The sequence below is a fragment of the Thermicanus aegyptius DSM 12793 genome (assembly GCF_000510645.1).
GTDB lineage: Bacteria > Bacillota > Bacilli > Thermicanales > Thermicanaceae > Thermicanus > Thermicanus aegyptius.
Genome location: NZ_KI783301.1, coordinates 172,485 through 192,667, shown reverse-complemented (window position 1 = coordinate 192,667; position 20,183 = coordinate 172,485). Strand labels below are relative to the sequence as shown.

The window sequence follows — 20,183 nt, the reverse complement described above, 5'->3', positions numbered from 1 at the left end:
ATTGGAGATGATAAAAAGGTTTAAAGAAGAGATCAAGGGAACGGACATCCGAATAGAATCCCTTGAGAGACTTCTTCACCCTTTCAGTCCGATGTCGGTCCGATAATGCATTCCCTCGAAATCAATCTTTCCCACCTCTCTATATGCCTTTTCCCGGGCTTCGTATATGGTAGAGCCCAGGGCGGTAACCGCCAATACCCTTCCTCCGGCGGTGACAAGCCGTCCTGCCTCTTCTTTCGTCCCCGCGTGGAAGAGGAGGAGTTCAGGCGAGAGCTCTCCTTTCATGGAGATGGGAAGCCCCTTCGGATACGCCCCGGGATATCCCGGCGAGGTGAGGATCACCGTGAGGCAGGCTTCTTCTTTCCACGTTAAGGTGACCTCATGTAATCGCCCCTCCAAGCTTTTTTCCATGATTTCGAGCAGATCATTTTCCAGGCGGGGGAGGATCACCTGGGCTTCCGGGTCTCCAAAGCGGCAATTAAATTCGATCACCTTGGGCCCCTCCTGCGTCAGCATCAGGCCCGCGTAGAGGACGCCCCGGTAGTGAATCCCCTCCCGCCACATCGCTTCTACGATGGGGAATAAAATCGTACGATAAGCCATCTCCTTCCATCCGGAAGGAAGGTGCGGAACCGGAGAATAAGCCCCCATCCCCCCTGTGTTCGGCCCCCTATTCCCGTCAAAGACCGGTTTATGATCCTGGGCTTCCTCCATCGGAAGGACGGTTTTTCCATCTACGAAGGCAAGGAGGGTTACTTCCTCCCCTTCGAGGAATTCTTCTATGACGATCTTCTCCCCTGCTTTGCCGAAGATGCGGTCCACCATCATCTCCCGCAATGCCTTCTCCGCTTCCGCCTGGGAACGGACGATCACCACCCCTTTGCCGGCAGCCAGGCCATCGGCTTTCAAGACGAGGGGGTAATGTGCTTCGCGGAGGGCTTCCGCCGCCTCTTCATAGGAGGTAAACTCCTCATAGCGGGCGGTGGGAATACCGTACTTTTTCATCAATCCTTTGGCAAAGGATTTGCTTCCTTCGATCAGGGCAGCCCTCCGATTCGGACCATAGATGGGGAGCCCTTCTTCCTCAAAACGGTCGACGATGCCCAATAAAAGGGGTTCTTCAGGCCCCACCACGGTGAGGTCGATCTTCTTTTCCCGGGCAAAGGTGAGGAGTTCCTCCACTTCATTGGCCCCGATGGGGACGTTTTCGGCGAAATCTCTCGTCCCCCCATTTCCGGGAGCCACAAAAATCTTCTCCACCTTTGGGCTTTGGGCCATCTTCCATACCAGCGCATGTTCCCTGCCCCCGCCTCCGATGACAAGCACTTTCATCCCATCGCCTCCTTTATTTATGCTTTATTTATTAAACATTTCTTTATGCATCTTCAATGTTATGCATCTTCAATGGATGACTCGATTTCGATTGTGCGTTGAATCGTGAGATCCGAATCGCTAGCTCAATTTCCGCCCGCATCCTTGGGAAGGTGAAGGAAGAAGAACGCATGAATTTGAACATCATTCACGCTGAATGAATTCCCTTCCGCCACCTGTGGGCGGTAAGGGGCATAAGAGCTCATGGATTGAACCTCAAGTGCGCTGAATCCGTCCGCACCCCTAGGCGGGTAAGGACATAAGAACCCATGAAAATGAACTGCACGTGTACCAAAACCGTTTCCGTCCATTCCCTGAGGTTTTGGGGGCTCCTGCAAACCACCGGTCAATGGCGGAAATGGCGCATCCCGGTAAAGACCATGGCGATCCCGTGCTTGTTCGCTTCATCAATGGAATCTTGATCCTTGATCGAGCCCCCCGGCTGGATGATGGCGGTAATTCCCGCTTTCGCCGCCTCCTCCACCGTATCCGGCATCGGAAAGAACGCATCGGAGGAGAGAACGGCCCCCTTTCCTTTTTCTCCCGCTTCCGCGAGGGCGATCCTGGCCGCTCCGACCCGGTTCATCTGCCCGGCTCCTACCCCGAGGGTTGACCCTCCCTTGGCGACCACGATGGCATTTGACTTCACGTGCTTTACCACCTTCCAGGCAAAGAGGAGATCGGCCCATTCCTCTTCGGTGGGGGCGCGATCGGTGACCACCTTCATCTCCTCTCTCGCCACCCGGCCATCATCGGGGGATTGTATGAGGAGCCCTCCGGTCACCGAGGTGAGCTTCCATTCCTTCTCATGTTCAGGGGAAACCCCCACTTTCAGCAGGCGGAGATTCTTCTTGGCGGTCAAAACCTTTACCGCCTCATCCTCGAAATCAGGGGCGAGAATGATCTCCAGGAAAATTCCTTTGAGGCGTTCCGCCAACTTCCCATCCACCGGCCGGTTTAAGGCGACGATTCCTCCGAAGATGGAGACGGGATCGGCTTCATACGCCCTGGCAAACGCTTCTTGAACCGTACTCCCCACCGCCACGCCGCAGGGGTTGGAATGTTTCACCACCACCGCGGCCGGTTCCTGAAATTCCTTGATCAGATTTAAGGCGGCCTCCGCATCCTGAATGTTATTATAGGAAAGTTCTTTTCCCTGGAGCTGCTCCGCCGCGGGAAGGCTTCCTTTTCCTGGAGAGGGTAGGCGGTAAAAAGCGGCCTGCTGGTGGGGATTCTCTCCATACCGAAGATCCTGCACTTTTTCATAGGTGATGGTAAGCCGTTCGGGGAACGGTTCGCACACCCTCTCGCTCAAATAACGGGCCACGTGGGCATCATAAGCGGCGGTATGGCGAAATACCTTGGCTGCCAGCTTCTCCCGCGTTTCATCGCTCACCTGCCCGTTTTCCCGAATCTCTTCCATCACCCGCCCATAATCGTCCGGGTCTACAACGACGGCAACATGGGCGTAATTCTTGGCGGCTCCCCGGAGCATGGTAGGACCCCCGATATCAATGTTCTCAATCGCTTCTTCCAGCGATACCCCCGGCTTTTGAATCGTCTCCTGAAAAGGATAGAGATTAACCACCAACAACCCAATCGGCTGGATGCCCAGATCTTTTAACTCTTCCAGGTGTTTCGGGTTGTCCTGTTTTGCCAGCAACCCGCCGTGAATGTGAGGATGAAGGGTTTTCACCCGCCCATCCAATATTTCCGGGAAGCCGGTCACTTCGCTAATATACGTCGCCTTTATTCCGTTTTCTTTCAGGACCCGATAGGTTCCTCCCGTGGAGACGATCTCAATTCCCCTATCCTGCAAAAATTTAGCAAATTCAACGATCCCCCGCTTGTCCGAGACGCTGATGAGTGCTCTTTTGATGGACAAGGGTATCCCTCCTTCATATCTTGATAAAATTCCTAGCATTACTGAAATTCCGGCATATTCCCCATATCGGCCTGTGAAGCGGAACCTAACCAGGTCACCTTTCGCCCTTCAACGATGATCCCCTCGCGGACCAACCTGTCCACCACCATGGGATAAAGGAGATGCTCCGTATGGTGAATCTTTTCCGTAATCCTTCCCAAACTCTCCCCCTCCTGGATGGAAACCGCCTTTTGCGCCAGAATGGGGCCGGAGTCGAGTCCTTCATCCACCAGATGAACCGTCACTCCCGTCACTTTTACCCCATACCGGAAGGCCTGGGCGATGGCATCCTTTCCGGGAAAAGCGGGGAGGAGGGAGGGATGGAGATTGACGATACGCTGGGGATAGGACTGAAGGAGCGTCCGACCGATGAGGCGCATATATCCGGCCAGGATGATCCATTTCACTCCTAACGTTTTGAGCTGCCCAAGGATCTCCTCCTCATATGCCTCTTTGGTCGGGTAATCCTTGGGACGAAGGGCGAGAGCCTTAATACCGAACTGCTCCGCCTTTTGAAGTACAGGCGCATCCGGACGATCACATACGAGAAGGACGATCCGGTAGGAGGTCTCTCTATTTTCCATATGTTCCACCAAAGCTTGAAAGTTGCTTCCGGTTCCGGAGGCGAAAACCGCGATCGGGGTTCTCATCCCTGATCCACCCCGGAAATATAGATACCGCCCTCTCCATGAGCCACCCGGCCGATGAAATAAACCTTCTCCCCGGCATCCTCCAATGCCCGGATGATCCTCATCACCTCTTCCTCTTCATTGGCGAGGGCGAGGACCATGCCAATTCCCATGTTAAAGGTGTTTACCATCTCCCGATAGGAGAGGTTGCCTTCGCGACGCAAAAGCTCAAAGATGGGAGGAATCGGCCAGGACCCAAAGTCAATCTCCGCCCGGACCCCTTTCGGGAGCATGCGGGGGATGTTCTCCACCAATCCTCCCCCCGTAATATGGGCCATTCCTTTCAGCCCTTTACGCTTTAAGATCGGTGTGAGGGATTTTACATAAATTTTCGTCGGGGTGAGGAGTTCCTCCCCCAGACGTTTCCCCAGTTCCGGCAGATACTGTTCGAGGGAATACCCCCTCTCCGAGAGCAGGAGGCGGCGGACCAAGGAGAATCCGTTGCTGTGAAGTCCCGAGGAGGCGATCCCTACGAGGAGATCCCCGGGGAGGATGCGGGAGCCATCGAGCAAATCCCCTTTCTCCACCACTCCAACGGCAAAGCCGGCCAGATCATACTCCCCTTCCTGATAGAGTCCGGGCATCTCCGCCGTCTCCCCACCGATGAGGGCACACCCGGCTTGGACGCACCCTTCCGCCACCCCGGATACAATCTCCTCCACCGTTCCCGGATCTAATCTGCCAATCCCGATGTAATCTAAAAAGAATAAGGGCTCCGCCCCCTGAACCAAGATATCGTTGACACACATGGCGACGCAATCGATGCCGATGGTGTCATGCTTTCCCATGGCAAAGGCGATTTTTAATTTCGTCCCCACGCCATCGGTGCCCGATACGAGGACCGGTTCCCTGTATCTCGTTAGGTCCAATTGAAAGAGCCCGCCGAAACCGCCGAGATCGGAAAGGACCCCTGGGCGCTTCGTCCGGGCGGTATGCCGCTTCATGCGGGATACCGCTTCATACCCCGCTTCAATATCAACCCCGGCTTTCTTATACGCTTCGCTCACGCCCCATCCCTCCCTTTACTGCGACTCCTTATCTTCTTATCCGCATCGTGCTATCCGTTTTCTTTACTCTATCCGTTTCCTCTCTCCGTTTCCTTTATTCTATCCGTTTTCTCTCTCCGTCGATCCCTGTCGATCGGTTTCCTCTCTCTGATTTCGCTTTAAGCGGGAATATCGGTTTATCCCGGATTTTCGATCCTTTTTTAACATTTTTGATAAGGCATTTCCAAGTCATCGGCGAGGGGCGTTGGATAATCCCCATTAAAACAGGCAAGACAATGTCCCCGATATTGCTCCGTTGAAGTGCGTCCGATCGCCTCCACCATCCCTTCGGGGGAGAGATAAGCCAGGGAATCGGCTCCGATCAATCGGCGGATCTCCTCAACGCTCTTACTGGCCGCGATGAGATCCTCCCGATGGGAGGTATCGATCCCGTAAAAACAAGGATATTTAACCGGCGGGGAACTGATGCGGACGTGTACCTCCGTTGCCCCGGCTTCCCGAATGAGTTGGACGATATAACGGCTCGTCGTTCCCCGCACGATGGAGTCGTCGATCAGGATGACCCGTTTCCCCTCCACCACCTTCCGGACCGCGGAGAGTTTCATCTTTACCCCCTGTTCCCGCATCTCCTGTGAAGGTTGAATAAAGGTCCGCCCCACATAGCGGTTCTTGATTAACCCCAATTCATAAGGAATCCCCGTCGCCTCCGCGTACCCGATGGCAACGGAAATGGAAGAATCGGGAACCCCCGTCACCAGATCGGCCTCTACCGGAGCTTCGAGGGCCAATTGCTTTCCCAGCCTCTTCCGAGCCAGATGAACGTTAATTCCGTCGATATTGCTATCGGGTCGGGCAAAGTAAATATATTCAAAGGAGCAGATGGCCCGTTTCGCCGGCGGAGCAAAGCGCAGCGAACGTAAGCCTTCTCGGCTTACGATCACCATCTCCCCCGGCTCCACCTCCCGGATGTACTCTGCCCCCACCGCATCGAAAGCGCAGGTTTCCGAAGAGAAGAGATAGCTTTCTCCCAATTTCCCCATGGAAAGGGGGCGAAGTCCATTCGGATCCTGCACCGCGATCAGAAGATCCCGTGTCATCACCAGCAGGGCATAGGCTCCGCGAATTTGATGCAAAGCTTCGGCAAGCGCCTCCGGAAGTTCCCTTTTTCGGCTGCGGGCCAGGAGGTGGGCGATCACCTCCGTGTCACTGGTCGTCTGAAAGATGGAACCGCTCCTCTCCAACTCCTTGCGGATCTCCAACGCATTGACCAGATTTCCATTGGTGGCAAGGGCTAATTCCCCTTCCACAGTGGTAAAAATAAGGGGCTGGGCATTTAAAAGCCTGCTTTCCCCTGTGGTGGAGTAGCGAACATGGCCAATGGCCATGGAACCGGTCAGTTTACGAATTTGATCCTTGTTAAAAACCTCCGTAACAAGTCCCATCTCTTTATGAAAATGAAAGCGGGAAAAATCGGAAACGCAAATGCCGGCGCTCTCCTGTCCCCGATGCTGGAGGGAATGCAATCCGTAATAGGTCAGGAGGGCGGCATCGAGACGGCCAAAGAGGCCGAAGATGCCGCATTCTTCGTGCAGGTCATCGAAAGCGGACTCCTCTTCCAAGCGATCCCCCGGCCGGAGCGGATCCTGTAAAGACGTTATTCGCTCATCAAGCACGAAAGACCCCCCTTCCACGTTTCCTCAACCCGGCTAAGCGGCAGGTCGAGGATTTTCTCGCCTCGAATGCGAAGGATGAAGCGATCCCCTCCTGTTGTTCCCAGATGGGTGACGGGTACCTTGAATGATGCGGCCAATCTCTTTACTTCATCCACATCTTCACATCGCACCGACAGGAGGACGCGAGATTGACTCTCGCTAAATAAAGCGGCTTCCGGTGTGAGGGAAATCTCCCAATCGACTTGGACGCCGACACGCCCGCCGATGGCCGATTCCGCCAGCGCCACCGCCAGTCCTCCGTCGGAGAGATCATGGGCGGAACGGACAAGCCCTTGACGAATCGCGGCCAGGGTAAATGTTTGCACCGCTTTTTCCTGTTCCAGATCGATTCGAGGCGGACGGCCTGCCGTCTCCCCCGTCACCATCTTCTGATACTCCGTCCCTTCCAGTTCAGGATAGGTCTCCCCCAAAAGGAGGATCTCCTCCCCTTCTCCCTGGAAAGAGGAAGGGGTGATATGATCCACGTCGCTGACCAGCCCGGTCATCCCGATCACCGGGGTGGGATAGATGGCCACTCCGTTCGCTTCATTATAAAAGCTTACATTGCCGCCGATCACCGGGGTATCCAACGCCTTGCACGCTTCGGAGATCCCCGCCGCCGCCTGTTCAAACTGCCAGAAAATCTCCGGTTTTTCCGGATTGCCGAAGTTTAAATTATCGGTGACGGCGAGAGGCTCCGCTCCTGCGCAGACCAGATTCCTAGCCGCTTCCGCCACCGCGATCTTCCCTCCGGTTGCGGGGTCGAGGTAAACATAGCGCCCATTTCCATCCGTCGTCATCGCGATGGCCTTCCTCGTTCCAGGCACCAATAGAACGGCAGCATCGGAGCCGGGGCCTACCGCCGTTAAGGTTCTCACCATATGATCATACTGCCTGAAAACCCATTCCTTGCTGGCAATTGAGGGGGAAGAGAGAAGGGATAAGAAGAGTTCCTCCAGATTTCCCTGGGGCGCAGGAATCTCCGCAGGAGCTTCCTGCCTCATCTTCCGAATGTAGAGAGGCTCTATGCCCTCCCGTTCATAGACCGGAGCCTCTTTCACCAGAGCGTCGACCGGAAGATCCACCACCCACTCCCCCTTATGCTTGATGCGGTAGCGCTTATCCGCCGTCACTTCCCCTACAACCGCATGGGGAACGCCCCACCGGTCCAGAACGGCTTCGATCTCCGGCAGTTTCTCCCCTGTGGCGACCAGAAGCATCCGTTCCTGGGATTCGGAGAGCATCATCTCATAGGCGCTTAGATCCCGCTCCCGCTGAGGCACTTCATCCAAATCCAGGATGAGCCCGGTCCCTGCCTTGCTTGCCATTTCCGAACTGGAGCTGGTTAAGCCTGCCGCTCCCATATCCTGAATTCCCACCAGGAGGTCTTTCTCGATCAGTTCCAGGCAAGCCTCCATCACCAGCTTTTCCATGAAGGGATCTCCCACCTGCACCGAAGGCCGCCTTTCCTCCGAAGCTTCGGTCAGTTCTTCCGAGGCGAAGGTGGCTCCGTGAATCCCGTCCCTGCCCGTAGGCGGGCCCACATAGATGATCCGGTTTCCCACTCCGGTGGCCTGCCCCTTTTGGATCTTCTCATGGCGAATCAAACCTACGCACATCACGTTGACCAGCGGATTTCCTTCATACGCCTCATCAAAGAGAACCTCTCCGCCCACCGTAGGGATGCCGATGCAATTTCCATACCCTGCGATGCCTTCCACGACATGTTCAAATAGATATTTGACCCTGGGATTTTTGAGGGAGCCGAATCGAAGAGAATCGAGGAGGGCGATGGGACGAGCCCCCATGGAGAAGATGTCACGGATGATCCCCCCCACCCCCGTGGCCGCCCCTTGATAGGGCTCGATGGCGGAAGGGTGGTTATGGCTTTCGATCTTAAAGGCAACGGCCAATCCATCTCCAATGTCTACAATTCCGGCGCCCTCTCCGGGCCCTTGGAGCACCCTCTTTCCCTGGGTTGGAAAACGGCGAAGGACCGGCTTTGAATTCTTATAACTGCAATGTTCCGACCACATGACGCTGAAGAGGCCGGTCTCCACATAGTTCGGAAGCCTTCCGATCATGGCAACGATTCGCTCATATTCCCCATCGGTAAGCCCCATCTCCCGGTAGAGGCCTTTCTCCCGAATCTCCTGGGGCGTCGGTTCAAAAGGCTTGCCCATGTCGATCCCTCCAAGCACGTACCATTGAGGTAAATAGTTTTATGCCGTCTTCGGAACCGAGGAGGGCATCTACCGCCCTCTCCGGATGGGGCATCATCCCCAGCACATTTCCCCTCTCATTGACGATCCCGGCGATATCCAAGAGGGATCCGTTGGGATTACTCCGGTAGCGGAAGACGATCTGCCCATTTTCTTTCAACCTGTTTAGGGTATCCGGATCGCAGGTGTAATTTCCTTCTCCGTGGGCGATGGGGAGGCGGATCTTCTCCCCTTCCTTAAAATCAAGGGTAAAGGGAGTGTTGGTGTTAACCACTTCTAACTCTTCCGTTTGGCAAAGGAATTTTAGCCCCTGGTTCTTAAGCATTGCCCCAGGCAAAAGACCGCTTTCCAAAAGAATCTGAAACCCATTGCAGATTCCTAAAACCAGCTTTCCTTCCTCCGCCGCCTTTTGTACCGCCTCCATCACAGGCGAGAAGCGGGCGATGGCTCCGGAACGGAGGTAATCTCCATAGGAGAATCCTCCGGGAAGGATGATGGCATCGAAGGAGGAGAGATCCTTCTCCGTATGCCAGACATACTCCACAGGCTCTCCGATTTTCTCTACGGCCTTGTAGCAATCCTGGTCGCAATTGGAACCGGGGAAGACCACCACGGCGAAGCGCATCTTATCCAATCCTCTCTTCCAGCTCATAACGGAAATTCTCAATGACGGGATTGGAAAGAACCTTTTCCGCCATCTTGGATACCTTCTCCTCCGCCTCCGCGAGGCTTACCGCCGTTAAGGTGAGCTCAATATATTTCCCCACCCTGACCTCATCGACTCCTTCATATCCCAGGGTGTGGAGCGCTTTTTTCGTGGCGTTTCCTTGGGGATCCAGAACCCCTTTTTTTAGGGTGACAAAGACACGAGCCAAGTAATGGGTGGTTTCTCCCTCTCCGGTGAGACGGCGGAGAATCTCCTGGTACGCTTCTTCCACCCCGCCCAAATCGCGGCGGAAGCGGTCTTTGTCCAATTTCTCCTTCGTCTCACTGTCCCAGAATCGGCACGTATCCGGCGAGATCTCGTCGGCGAGGAGAAGTTCCCCATCCGGCGTAATGCCATATTCCAATTTAAAATCGACCAGGATCACCTTGCGGGTGGCGAGATAATCCTTCAAGATCTCGTTGACGCGGAGAGCGGAGCGGGTGATCTCCTCCACCTCTTCCCTCGTCGCCAGTTTCAACACTTCAATATGGGAGTGGTTAATCATCGGATCACCCAACGCATCGTCTTTATAATAAAATTCGACGACGGGCTTAGGCAGTTCCGTCCCTTCAGGCAAACCGAGGCGCTTCGCCAAAGAACCGGCTGCGATGTTGCGAACCACCACCTCAAGGGGCAAGATCTTCACCTGCCGCACCAACTGCTCCGTCTCCGACAAGCGCTCGATAAAGTGGTTCTCCACCCCTTTTTCTTTTAACATGGTGAAGAAGATGCTGCTAATCCGGTTATTTAGCTCCCCTTTGCCCCGGATCTTCCCCCTTTTTTCCCCGTTAAAAGCGGTGGCATCATCCTTATATTCCACCCAATAAATACCATCCTTGGAAGTGCGGTATACCTTCTTTGCCTTCCCTTCATAAATCATCTCTTGCTTAACTACGCCTTCCATGCTTCCCCTTCCCTTCTTCTTTCATCTTATGCAAAAGTTTTTTCAGTTCTATGCTTCCTTCATCCTTCTCCTTCATCGGCAAGGCCGAGGCGTTTGAAGATGAAGTCAACGTTTTTGAGGTGATGATGGATATCGAAGCAGGCATCCAATTCTGCAGGGGTGAGGTGCTTCATCACCCCTTCTTCCTGTTCAAGGAGGGAGCGGAAAGGAACCTTCTCCGCCCAAGCCTGCATCGCCCTCCGCTGTACCATGTCATATGCTTCTTCCCGACTTAACCCTTTATCGATGAGGGCAAGCAGGACGCGTTGGGAATAAATCAGACCATAGGTTCTCTCCATATTCGCCTTCATGTTTTCAGGGAAAACCGTCAAATTCTCCACGATGCCCGTAAAACGGTTGAGCATATAATTGAGAAGCATGGTGGCATCGGGAAGAATGACCCGTTCCACGGAGGAATGGGAGATATCCCGTTCATGCCAGAGCGGCACATTCTCATAGGCGGACAACATATAGCCCCGCATCAGGCGGGCCAGTCCCGTAATGTTCTCCGAGCCGATGGGGTTCCGCTTATGGGGCATGGCGGAGGAGCCTTTCTGTCCCTTTCCGAAAGGTTCCTCCACTTCCCGCACTTCCGTCTTCTGCAATCCTCGAATCTCCACCGCAAACTTCTCCAGGGAGGTGGCGATCAGCGCGAGGACGCTCATATATTCCGCATGACGGTCCCGTTGAAGCGTCTGGGTGGAGATGGGAGCGGGGGTAAGCCCCAGCCGTTCGCATACATATTTTTCTACAAAGGGATCGATATTGGCATACGTGCCTACCGCCCCCGACAATTTCCCGTAGGCCACCCTTTGCTTCGCCTGCTGAAAACGTTCCAAATTCCGCTTCATCTCTTCATACCACAGGGCCATCTTCAATCCAAAGGTGGTCGGTTCGGCATGCACCCCATGGGTTCTTCCCATCATGACGGTATACTTATACCGCTTCGCCTGCTTGGCAAGCACTTCGATGAATCGTTTTAAATCCCTTTCTAAGATCTCATTCGCTTGTTTCAAGAGATAAGAGAGGGCCGTATCCACCACATCGGTGGAGGTAAGACCATAATGAACCCACTTCTTCTCTTCCCCCAGCGTCTCGGAGATCTGCCGGGTAAAGGCGACCACGTCATGGCGGGTCTCCTCCTCGATCTCCAAGATGCGGCGCACATCGATGCGGGCATTCCTGCGAATCGCCTCCACATCGGCAGGAGGAATCACCCCGAGCTTTGACCAGGCCTCACAGGCGAGGATCTCCACCTCAAGCCACGCCTCATATTTCTTCTCATCCGTCCAGAGTTTACGCATTTCCGGTCTGGAATAGCGCTCGATCACCGAAAGCCCCCCGTTCTATCCATCATACACTTTCTTCCGTTCTTCTTTGTTTCTCTACATAGATACCTATAACCTATTCACTCCGGCACTCCATTCTATCTTTCTCTCTCTTTTTTTGTTTTTTTCTCCTCTGTTGATGGTTCTCTCTTTTTTTGGATACTGCTCTTTTTTGGCAGTTCTCTTTCGTTCTTACCGGTCCTCTTTATCTTTTCTTCCGCTCTTCCCGCGTTACTCTCTTTATTTTGCGTTATTTCTTCTCTTTCTCCGTCGTTCCCGTACTTCAATGGCAAAGATAAGAGACCTATTTCTTAACCAAATAATTCTCGATCCCCAACTCAGCCAAGCTCCGATCCTTCCGTTCCACCTCTTCGGCCATCCTGCGCCGCAACTGAACCAACCGTTCCTTCACGTCCTGATCGGCGATCGCCAACATCTCGGCCGCCAAAAGCCCAGCATTATAAGCCCCATTTACAGCCACGGTAGCCACCGGAATCCCCTTCGGCATTTGCACGATGGCGTAGAGCGCATCTACTCCGGAAAGCGCTCCTCCCTGGATGGGAACCCCAATGACGGGCAAGGTCGTATAGGCGGCGACCACGCCCGGCAGGTGGGCGGCAAGCCCGGCCCCGGCGATGATGACCTTTACCCCCTTCGCCTCCGCCTCCTTTACGATCTGAGCGGTTCGCTCCGGCGTCCGGTGTGCCGAGGAGATGCGAATCTCATAAGAAATACCGCACTCCGCAAGCGCATCGGCCGCCCCCTTCATCACGGTTAGGTCGGAATCGCTCCCCATAAGGATGAGCACTTTCTGCATTTTGTAATATCCCCCTTCAGTCTGTTAAAAACGAATTTCACATCTATAGTAAACCATAAAACAGGGAAATAGACAAGTAAAAACTTAACTTTTATGACGGCAAGAAGTTTAATGTTCGGTTTTTATGAAAGGGAACCTTCTTAATGAACGGTTTTTTTCTAAGGGTTCACTGCTTTATACATGGATTTTAAAGATGAGGAATATAGCCCCTTCGCACATACCCCTCGCTTTTAAAGTCTGATCCAGCATAGCAATAAAAGCTGAAAGTGTGAGGAATCGCGGGAATGAGTTGAAATATCGAAAATATGTTTGCAATCTATCGTATCATCTGCTATACTCAACACAGGCATATATGTTCGCTTTATCTATTGTATCGGTGAGGTGATGAACGGTGGAGGAGAAACAGAATCAGCAATTCCTGCAAGACAACCAGGACAAAACGGAGTATATTCATCATGATCGTTTATTTAAAGAATTGATTAAAATCTTTTTCGAAGATTTCATTTCATTATTCTTTCCAAATTTTCACCCTCTCATTTCTTTCGACTCGGTCACCTTTCTTTCCGAGGAAGTCTATACCGATGTGGTGAAAGGAGGCGAACGGAGGGTTGACCTTCTGGTAGAAACGAAGATCAAAGGAGTCGAGCGTCTTATCATCATCCATATTGAAGCCCAATCCTATTACCAGAATGACTTTCATGAGCGGATGTTCATTTACTATAGCCGGCTCTATGAGAATCATCGCCGCCCGATTTTGCCCATTGCGGTATTTTCCTATGATGAGAAACATGATGAACCGGATACGTTCACCATTGAGTTCCCGGAGCTTCAAGTCCTTCAATTCCGTTATGATCATCCAATCGCTGCTGCGCTTCTCAGTAAAATGGGATATACTAAAGAAGAGAGAGTTGAAGTGAAGAAAGAATTTCTACGGATGATCACACGCCTTGAACTAGATCCCGCTCGGCTCAACCTGATTACGGGATTCTTCGATACTTATCTAACCTTAAACGAAGAGGAGGAGAGGAAATTGCGCGAAGAGATTGGGCAGCTGCCGCAAGAGGAAGGTGCAGCGATCCTGAATATCATGAACTCTTATGAGAAGAAAGGATATGAGAAAGGAATTGAAAAGGGGATTGAAAAAGGAATAGAAAAGGGAATTGAGCAAGGAAAAATGGAGGCAGCCCGAAAGTTGCTTCTAAAGGGGATGGATATGAATTTTATTCAGGAAATTACAGAATTACCGTTACAGAAGATTGAAGAATTGAAAAAGTCGTTAGAAAGATCGTAAGCATACTGCCCTTCATGATTGCCTTGTAACCCAAAAGTAAATGAATGAAGACTAATTCTTTCTCCCGGATTGACTCCTTTGAAGGAATTTAACTTTGTCGCAACCTGATACTATGGGTTTCGGGATTAGAAAGAGAGGCTTTGGCCTCCTGGATCGTAACACGCATAACGATCGGCTGGAAAAGCAGGGAAATGAATAAAGTGACAATGATACTTTTCTTTTTCATTAAAGGTCTCTCCTTACTGTGCTTTTTTCTCCAAGAGCCGCACAATCATTACGACCGCTTCCGCACGAGTAGACTTTCCATCCGGACGGAAGGTATGATCCGGATAACCCTTGATAATCCCCTTTTCATAAGCCAAGAGAACGGCATCTTTTAAATCGTTTGGAAGGTTTTCTATGTCCGTCAAGTCCGTCGCCCCTTTTGGTGTCTCATTAGGAAAGGCTCTCGCAATCATTCGGGCCATCTCTGCGCGAGTAATGGATTTGTCAGGGTTATATGACTTCCGGTCATAGTCAAATGGTTGGATTAGTCCTTTTTTTTCCGCAGAGTAATAATATGGCGTATACCATTTACCTTCTCCTACCAAGTTACTCTTTTCTCCATAGATAACCGGAAGACCAAGAGCTTCAACTAAGGCTTTTGTGAATTCTGCCCTTGTGATGGAATTGTTTGGTTTGAATGTAGCATCCGGGTAACCTTTGATGAATCCTTTCTTTGCGCCATTGATGACTGAATCATAAGCCCAATGTCCTTCTAAGTCCCAAAAATAAGTGCCTTGGCTTTCATCAATCTTGTATAGCTGAATGGACATCCACTTTCCGGACTTTCGAACAATCTGATTTCCTTCCTGTAAGAGATAATCATAACTTACAATAGGATAAGCGGTATTATAATCCACAACGTTAATATTAAATATAGAATTCAATCGTGATGGGAGTTGAGTCCGTATAATTGGTGTAAAATCAATCGTTCAGCTGGGTGACATAATACACAGGTGCCACCCCCGCCCTTCTCTGGTAGAATGAGTTTGTGAACAAAATCTACAGGGAGGTATGGAGATGGCACAATATAATATTACCTTGAACGATGAAATTTTGAAAGATCTATTTTCTGGAGATAAGGGGGTGGCTGTCTTACTAGAACAGGTGCTGAATCAGGTTCTTCAAGCCCAGGCCACTGACCAGTTGAATGCGGAGCCCTACGAACGGTCTGAAGATCGTCAGGGTTATCGCAATGGTACTCGCCCCCATCCCATTACGACCCGCGTCGGTACGCTGGTATTGCGGGTGCCACGACTCCGTAGCGGCAAGTTTTCCACAGAGCTTTTTGCCCGTTATCAGCGCAGTGAACAGGCACTTTTACTGGCGATGATGGAGATGGTTATTAATGGTGTATCCACAAGGAAGGTAGCTGCCATCACGGAGGAGCTATGTGGTGAAGAGTTTTCCAAGTCTACCGTATCGGAGCTCTGTAAACGATTGGACCCCGTTGTCCAAGGATGGAACGAACGAAGCCTGAAGGACAAGGAATACCCCTTTGTGATCGTGGATGCCATGGTGCTAAAGATTCGTGAGGATGGCAGGGTGCGCTCGAGGGCTGCTTTGATTGCTACTGGTGTGGGTGAAGACGGATACCGTGAAGTGCTAGGAATGCGGATCGGGGATAGCGAGTCTGAAGCCAGTTGGAGTGCGTTTTTCGGCTGGTTGAANGACCGAGGNCTGCATGGTGTGGATATCGTTGTCTCTGACAGCCACAGCGGGCTTGTGAAAGCCCTACACACCCAGTTTCAAGGCTGTACCTGGCAACGATGCCAAACGCACTTTATGCGCAACTTCTTGGACGCCGTGCCTAAGAGTTTACAGGAGGAGCTGTATGGGAAAATGCGGGCCATCCTTGATGCGCCGGATGTGAAGACAGCCCGTTTATTAATGGAGCAGGTTGTGGATAATTACAGTGATAAAGCCCGTAAGGCTGTGGATATCCTCGAGTCGGGCTTTGATGACATCACGGCAGTACTGGAGCTACCAGAACGGTACAGGAAACGTCTGCGTACTACCAACGGTCAGGAGCGCCTTAATGAGGAAATCCGCAGGCGAGATCGGGTGATTCGAATCTACCCGAATCGAGACTCGGCGATACGGCTTCTAGGTGCCTTGCTGATGGAGATTGACGAGAAATGGCAATCTGGTCACCGGTACTTTGACATGGAAGACTATTACGTCTGGCGGGAGGAGCGTAGGAAGAAGGAGGTGGCGGAGTCACAGCAGAGCGTCCGAAAGGTTAGTTAACATAATGCAATCACCGGGGAGGGGAGAATTTACACCACATTTAGGACTTGACCCGTGATGGGTTAGCATAACTGTAAGGAAAGTAATAAAACCCTTCTTTGTTGACCATCACATTATCATATTTCCCATTCGGGGCATATCCAAAAACGAAATAATAATTCTCCGTATCGAATTTAGGAATAATTACTTTTACCCGTTTTTTATCCGGCTCGTTCACCACCTGAACCTTATCATAAATCTCATATCCGCCTTTAACGGCCTTGTAGAATTTATCAAAATCCCCTTTATATTGTTTCTTAACAAGAGGCTTGTCCTTATTCTTGTCCCAGAAAGCCTTTAACTGATCTAACGGCGTATGGTCCAGGTCTTGGCTAAACATTTCTTCAATGTCTTGGTCCTGATTTTGAGCGTAAACACCCCCAAACGGGAAAATCAACAGCATGGCAACAGCTAAAAAGATACCTAAAATCCGCTTCATGTTCTTTCTCCTCCTTTAGAAATCTTTTTTCTACATCTTCGATGATCGCGATAAAATCAGGTTCATCACCAAACTCTTTTATCCATTCCATAATAATGTCATGAATTAAGTCAACATTTACATATGGCAATAAATTTTGTTAGATCATGTATCGTGTACTCCCCCTTCTTCCATAGGTGGGTGAAGTAGGTGAAGTAAATAGAGGAATGTCGATTGTGGTTGAATTCACTTTCGAACATATTTGGAAAAAACTACTCGAGTTTTTTTAAATACTTTAATAAAATACTCGATGGTTTCTTATCGTCATTGGCATTAAAGATTTCCATATCTCCAAACACCAAAAAGCTGTCTTTCGCTCGGGATACCGCTACATTTAACATATTCGGGCCATTATCAAAAAAATAATTGCCCCCTTTTTGACTAAAATCATATACCGATGAGAAGATAATAACATTCCGTTCTGCTCCCTGAAGTGAATGAATTGTTCCAACGGTAATGTCCTTTATATTCAATCGCCTAAGTTCTGATTTTATTAACTTCCCCTGATAGGCGAATGGGGTTATAATACCAATAATATCTTTAATATCTCGTTTTCTTTTCTTCTCATCTCTCTCAGTATAAAAGTGTTCAAGGGCTTCCTTATTTCCCTTGATCCATCGAGCAATAGCCTCCGCTTCTTTCTTATTTCCCCAACTACCCCCGGATTTTGTGGCCTTACCCTTAATATCCTTGAACCCCATATACGGTAGTATCATGCCGGACTCATTACCCCTTTTTGGCTGAAGCCTCCCTTTGTAAGCAAGCTCATTACAATACGCAATAATATCATCGAAACACCTTCTATGTTCTGATAGAAACATCCCACGTTCATCTGGATATTTTTGATACTTACTCACTCTTTGGGCGATTTTCATCACATTCCCACAGGATACAGCAAGACCAGTATCGAAAAAAGCATCGATTTCTCTATCACTATCAGATGTGATTAGCTGATGGCTTTTCAGATTGGCAATGTCAATGCGCTTACCAATACTCCATACCGGCTCTATTTGGAGGGTATCTCCTACAACAATCGATTTCTTAGCCAGAGAAAAGGAAGCCGCGGCAATTTCCGGAGATGCTTGTCCAGCCTCATCGATAATTAAAAGGTCTATGAATTCATACAGCGGCTGATCGTCTCCCTGCCATGCATTAAAATATTTGGGAATCATATAAAATGTTGATACTATGCAGGGCGTAAGTTTTGCATACCTTCGCCATTTTCTCTGTAAATTCTCTTTACTCAATGTTTCTTTATAATTCCCCTCTATCTGCTCTTCCATTTGGATAAGCCAACTGCATTCCCAGTAATGTGTTGCTATCTTAAAGGCTTTATACCGTAAATTTGTATCCATAAATTCCAACATATGATACAGATTGTTAATTTCCTTCATTTTAACCGTATGAGAATTGACGCCGTATTTCTCCCATTCCATCTTGTTTTTATCTAACCAACGCATAAAGCTATTTTCCAAATCTTTCAATTTCACTACTTCCATTTTTGCATATTTCAACTCACCTTCAACCATTTCTTTCTTTTTTTTAAGTTCTTTCTTTTTTCCTTCAATTACGTTTAATATGTCAATCTTACTAGAAAAATCCGCCTCGATTTTGTAATCATTAGAATTATTGTAATATCTATTTCTAATCATTATTCTATTCTTTACCGGGGGTAGAAAAGCAAATAGGGTTAAAAGCCAATGTTCAGTACTGAAATGTTTTTCCCACCCATCCTCAACTGCTCTAAGTTCATTCATCTCATTGTCCAATCGCTTTAATTCAAGTTCCTTGAACTCGATAAATTGCTCGACTCCATTATACGGAAGGTAGCGGTTTGTAACTTCTTCTTTATGTTCAGTATATCTTTGAAATAACTCAACTCCCATTGTAATTTCAGACACGGTATTTTTTAGATTAGCATGTAAAATTTTCAGACATGAAGATAGAGTAGAGACTTTCCGTTGCACATATTCGGAACATTTCTTTAGGAAATATTTTTTGTTTTCTTCCACATACGAAGGATCTTCAACTGTCTGTGGGAACGGCCCCTTATCCTCACGCAAATAGTTCGCCACCTGAAATTTATCTTGCGCTTCCTTAATTTTTACTTGAGATGGGCAATATAAACCATAACTATAAACACCATTAAGCCATCTGCCCGCTAGTGGCCAATTTTCCGGCTCATCAATTTTACCAAAACTATCAATGATATTCGTAACAGCTTGATTGTTTGCAGAAGCAGCAACGATAACAGGAGGTTCTGTCCTATTTAATGCCGCCTCTACCCACAACGTGGCAATTACACTCTGTAAAAGCGTCGTTTTTCCTGTTCCAGGTGGACCATTTACGGCTAAGATCTCTCCATGTTCAAGCGTAAGAAAATGATGCAAAGCCTCCCGCTGGGAACTTGAGAGCGGGTATTTATATCCCATCTGTCCAATATGCTTTTTACAAATAGTTCGTTCATCGGCATCGTTCAATAGGGGTAACAATCGTTCTTCAACTGGACTTGCAAACTGTTTCAGCAATGAAGGAATCTGATTGTCTCTGATGATCATGTCATACAATTTTATGATATTCTTAGCCGAACCTTGTTCGGTTGATTCGATCAGTATGTATGCATAAGGGTCAACTTCATAATTCTCTAATTCAAACTCATCAAGCAATTGGTTCGTCACATGTTTAAACAGGGCATTACTGTATTCCCAAAGGGATTTCCAGGTATCTTCCTGCTTAAATGTCTGTCTATGAATCGTCAAGTAGTCGTCAACATCCGAGACACTCCCGACGGTTACCGTTCTACCAAAACTTGGTTCGAGCAGATCCCTTGGAATCCAAGGGAAACTATCCGCTTTAGGTTGAATATCGCCGGTTTTTGAGACGACTGCAGGAATCCAGAGCGGAGTAATGATCCGGTCATATGTATTGTTTTCGGCTCCTCGCTCTACTTTTGCCATCGCCTTAATCGGACAGATTAATACATATACAAAACCTTTGAATATATCTTGGATAGAACTGTCTTCTTTTTTGAGACGCAAGACTTCTTGAAATATTTTCTCTGTTAATGTGGAATCGATCGTGCCTTTTTTTATCGCATCTTTAGAAATTGGAAAGGCACCCTCCAGCCTTTTCGGATCAATATTCATTCTTTCCGCATCCGCAAGACTATTTCTCCAATATTTAATCAAGTTATTTGTTTTGCTCATATTCTCCTCCGAATAATACTGATATTAGTGAAATTATACCACGATCACAAATTCAATGAAATCAATGAATCAATAGGGTGTTAGTCAAGTGAATGTGGGCAACCCTTTTTGCACTATATTCATTGTAGTATATCGTGCATTTTCTAATCCTTTTTGGT

The 20,183-nt window shown here is 49.5% G+C and carries 16 protein-coding genes and 1 pseudogene; 2 read left to right on the top strand and 15 right to left on the bottom strand.

What is annotated here, in order from left to right:
- Positions 1 to 75: 75 nt before the first annotated feature.
- The 12 genes and pseudogenes from purD to purE form a co-directional block, all read right to left on the bottom strand.
- Positions 76 to 1,332 carry a phosphoribosylamine--glycine ligase gene (gene purD, locus THEAE_RS0101010; RefSeq protein WP_005582772.1) on the bottom strand — a complete coding sequence of 419 codons (1,257 nt, stop codon included), beginning with the start codon at positions 1,330 to 1,332 and terminating at the stop codon, positions 76 to 78.
- Positions 1,333 to 1,717: 385 nt separating this feature from the next.
- The gene (purH, locus tag THEAE_RS0101000) at positions 1,718 to 3,295 is read right to left on the bottom strand and encodes a bifunctional phosphoribosylaminoimidazolecarboxamide formyltransferase/IMP cyclohydrolase (protein ID WP_052329663.1); all 1,578 of its coding nucleotides are present in this window, start codon (positions 3,293 to 3,295) and stop codon (positions 1,718 to 1,720) included.
- Positions 3,295 to 3,945, bottom strand: coding sequence for a phosphoribosylglycinamide formyltransferase (gene purN / locus THEAE_RS0100995; protein WP_005582775.1), 651 nt, complete (start codon positions 3,943 to 3,945; stop codon positions 3,295 to 3,297). The genes purH and purN overlap by 1 nt, the downstream gene beginning before the upstream one ends.
- The gene (gene purM, locus THEAE_RS0100990; protein WP_005582776.1) at positions 3,942 to 4,991 is read right to left on the bottom strand and encodes a phosphoribosylformylglycinamidine cyclo-ligase; all 1,050 of its coding nucleotides are present in this window, start codon (positions 4,989 to 4,991) and stop codon (positions 3,942 to 3,944) included. Before purM ends, purN begins: the two co-directional genes overlap by 4 nt.
- A 200-nt stretch (positions 4,992 to 5,191) precedes the next feature.
- A complete protein-coding gene (gene purF / locus THEAE_RS0100980; RefSeq protein ID WP_028986240.1) occupies positions 5,192 to 6,610 on the bottom strand; it encodes an amidophosphoribosyltransferase in 1,419 nt (472 codons plus the stop codon).
- A gap of 35 nt (positions 6,611 to 6,645) precedes the next feature.
- A complete protein-coding gene (gene purL / locus THEAE_RS0100975; protein ID WP_005582777.1) occupies positions 6,646 to 8,886 on the bottom strand; it encodes a phosphoribosylformylglycinamidine synthase subunit PurL in 2,241 nt (746 codons plus the stop codon).
- Positions 8,870 to 9,550 carry a phosphoribosylformylglycinamidine synthase subunit PurQ gene (purQ, locus tag THEAE_RS0100970; protein ID WP_028986239.1) on the bottom strand — a complete coding sequence of 227 codons (681 nt, stop codon included), beginning with the start codon at positions 9,548 to 9,550 and terminating at the stop codon, positions 8,870 to 8,872. The genes purL and purQ overlap by 17 nt, the downstream gene beginning before the upstream one ends.
- A 1-nt stretch (position 9,551) precedes the next feature.
- Entirely contained in the window at positions 9,552 to 9,800 is a 249-nt protein-coding gene (gene purS, locus THEAE_RS23450; RefSeq protein WP_245605593.1) for a phosphoribosylformylglycinamidine synthase subunit PurS, read from the bottom strand.
- An 18-nt stretch (positions 9,801 to 9,818) separates the two neighbouring features.
- Positions 9,819 to 10,535, bottom strand: a pseudogene (gene purC, locus THEAE_RS0100965) (phosphoribosylaminoimidazolesuccinocarboxamide synthase); the annotation flags it as partial.
- A gap of 59 nt (positions 10,536 to 10,594) precedes the next feature.
- The gene (purB, locus tag THEAE_RS0100960) at positions 10,595 to 11,905 is read right to left on the bottom strand and encodes an adenylosuccinate lyase (RefSeq protein ID WP_028986237.1); all 1,311 of its coding nucleotides are present in this window, start codon (positions 11,903 to 11,905) and stop codon (positions 10,595 to 10,597) included.
- A 95-nt stretch (positions 11,906 to 12,000) separates the two neighbouring features.
- Positions 12,001 to 12,195, bottom strand: coding sequence for a hypothetical protein (locus THEAE_RS0100955; protein ID WP_028986236.1), 195 nt, complete (start codon positions 12,193 to 12,195; stop codon positions 12,001 to 12,003).
- Between the two features lie 11 nt (positions 12,196 to 12,206).
- Positions 12,207 to 12,719 (bottom strand): 5-(carboxyamino)imidazole ribonucleotide mutase, encoded by a 513-nt coding sequence (gene purE / locus THEAE_RS0100950; RefSeq protein WP_028986235.1) that lies wholly within the window; start codon positions 12,717 to 12,719, stop codon positions 12,207 to 12,209.
- A gap of 391 nt (positions 12,720 to 13,110) precedes the next feature.
- On the opposite strand from purE, the gene THEAE_RS0100945 reads away from it, so the two are divergent.
- Positions 13,111 to 14,010, top strand: coding sequence for an Rpn family recombination-promoting nuclease/putative transposase (locus THEAE_RS0100945; RefSeq protein ID WP_084213396.1), 900 nt, complete (start codon positions 13,111 to 13,113; stop codon positions 14,008 to 14,010).
- Between the two features lie 239 nt (positions 14,011 to 14,249).
- Here THEAE_RS0100945 and THEAE_RS0100935 read toward each other — a convergent pair whose 3' ends face one another.
- Positions 14,250 to 14,825, bottom strand: coding sequence for an S-layer homology domain-containing protein (locus THEAE_RS0100935; protein ID WP_028986233.1), 576 nt, complete (start codon positions 14,823 to 14,825; stop codon positions 14,250 to 14,252).
- A 247-nt stretch (positions 14,826 to 15,072) separates the two neighbouring features.
- Between THEAE_RS0100935 and THEAE_RS0100930 the strand changes: the two genes are divergently transcribed.
- Positions 15,073 to 16,302, top strand: a complete 1,230-nt coding sequence (locus THEAE_RS0100930) for an IS256 family transposase (RefSeq protein ID WP_028986232.1) — start codon at positions 15,073 to 15,075, stop codon at positions 16,300 to 16,302.
- Positions 16,303 to 16,342: 40 nt separating this feature from the next.
- Here THEAE_RS0100930 and THEAE_RS0100925 read toward each other — a convergent pair whose 3' ends face one another.
- Both THEAE_RS0100925 and THEAE_RS0100920 read right to left on the bottom strand, forming a co-directional pair.
- Complete coding sequence (locus THEAE_RS0100925; protein WP_028986231.1) at positions 16,343 to 16,780, bottom strand: hypothetical protein; 438 nt, start codon at positions 16,778 to 16,780, stop codon at positions 16,343 to 16,345.
- 251 nt (positions 16,781 to 17,031) lie between these two features.
- Positions 17,032 to 20,025 carry a DEAD/DEAH box helicase gene (locus THEAE_RS0100920; protein WP_028986230.1) on the bottom strand — a complete coding sequence of 998 codons (2,994 nt, stop codon included), beginning with the start codon at positions 20,023 to 20,025 and terminating at the stop codon, positions 17,032 to 17,034.
- Positions 20,026 to 20,183 lie beyond the last annotated feature (158 nt).

Bases quoted from the DNA above. Each gene is read 5' to 3' on its own strand.
- purD (WP_005582772.1), bottom strand. From the start codon at position 1,332: ATGAAAGTGCTTGTCATCGGAGGCGGGGGCAGGGAACATGCGCTGGTA.
- purH (WP_052329663.1), bottom strand. From the start codon at position 3,295: ATGCTAGGAATTTTATCAAGATATGAAGGAGGGATACCCTTGTCCATC.
- purN (WP_005582775.1), bottom strand. From the start codon at position 3,945: ATGAGAACCCCGATCGCGGTTTTCGCCTCCGGAACCGGAAGCAACTTT.
- purL (WP_005582777.1), bottom strand. From the start codon at position 8,886: ATGGGCAAGCCTTTTGAACCGACGCCCCAGGAGATTCGGGAGAAAGGC.
- purQ (WP_028986239.1), bottom strand. From the start codon at position 9,550: ATGCGCTTCGCCGTGGTGGTCTTCCCCGGTTCCAATTGCGACCAGGAT.
- purE (WP_028986235.1), bottom strand. From the start codon at position 12,719: ATGCAGAAAGTGCTCATCCTTATGGGGAGCGATTCCGACCTAACCGTG.
- THEAE_RS0100935 (WP_028986233.1), bottom strand. From the start codon at position 14,825: ATGTCCATTCAGCTATACAAGATTGATGAAAGCCAAGGCACTTATTTT.
- THEAE_RS0100925 (WP_028986231.1), bottom strand. From the start codon at position 16,780: ATGAAGCGGATTTTAGGTATCTTTTTAGCTGTTGCCATGCTGTTGATT.
- THEAE_RS0100920 (WP_028986230.1), bottom strand. From the start codon at position 20,025: ATGAGCAAAACAAATAACTTGATTAAATATTGGAGAAATAGTCTTGCG.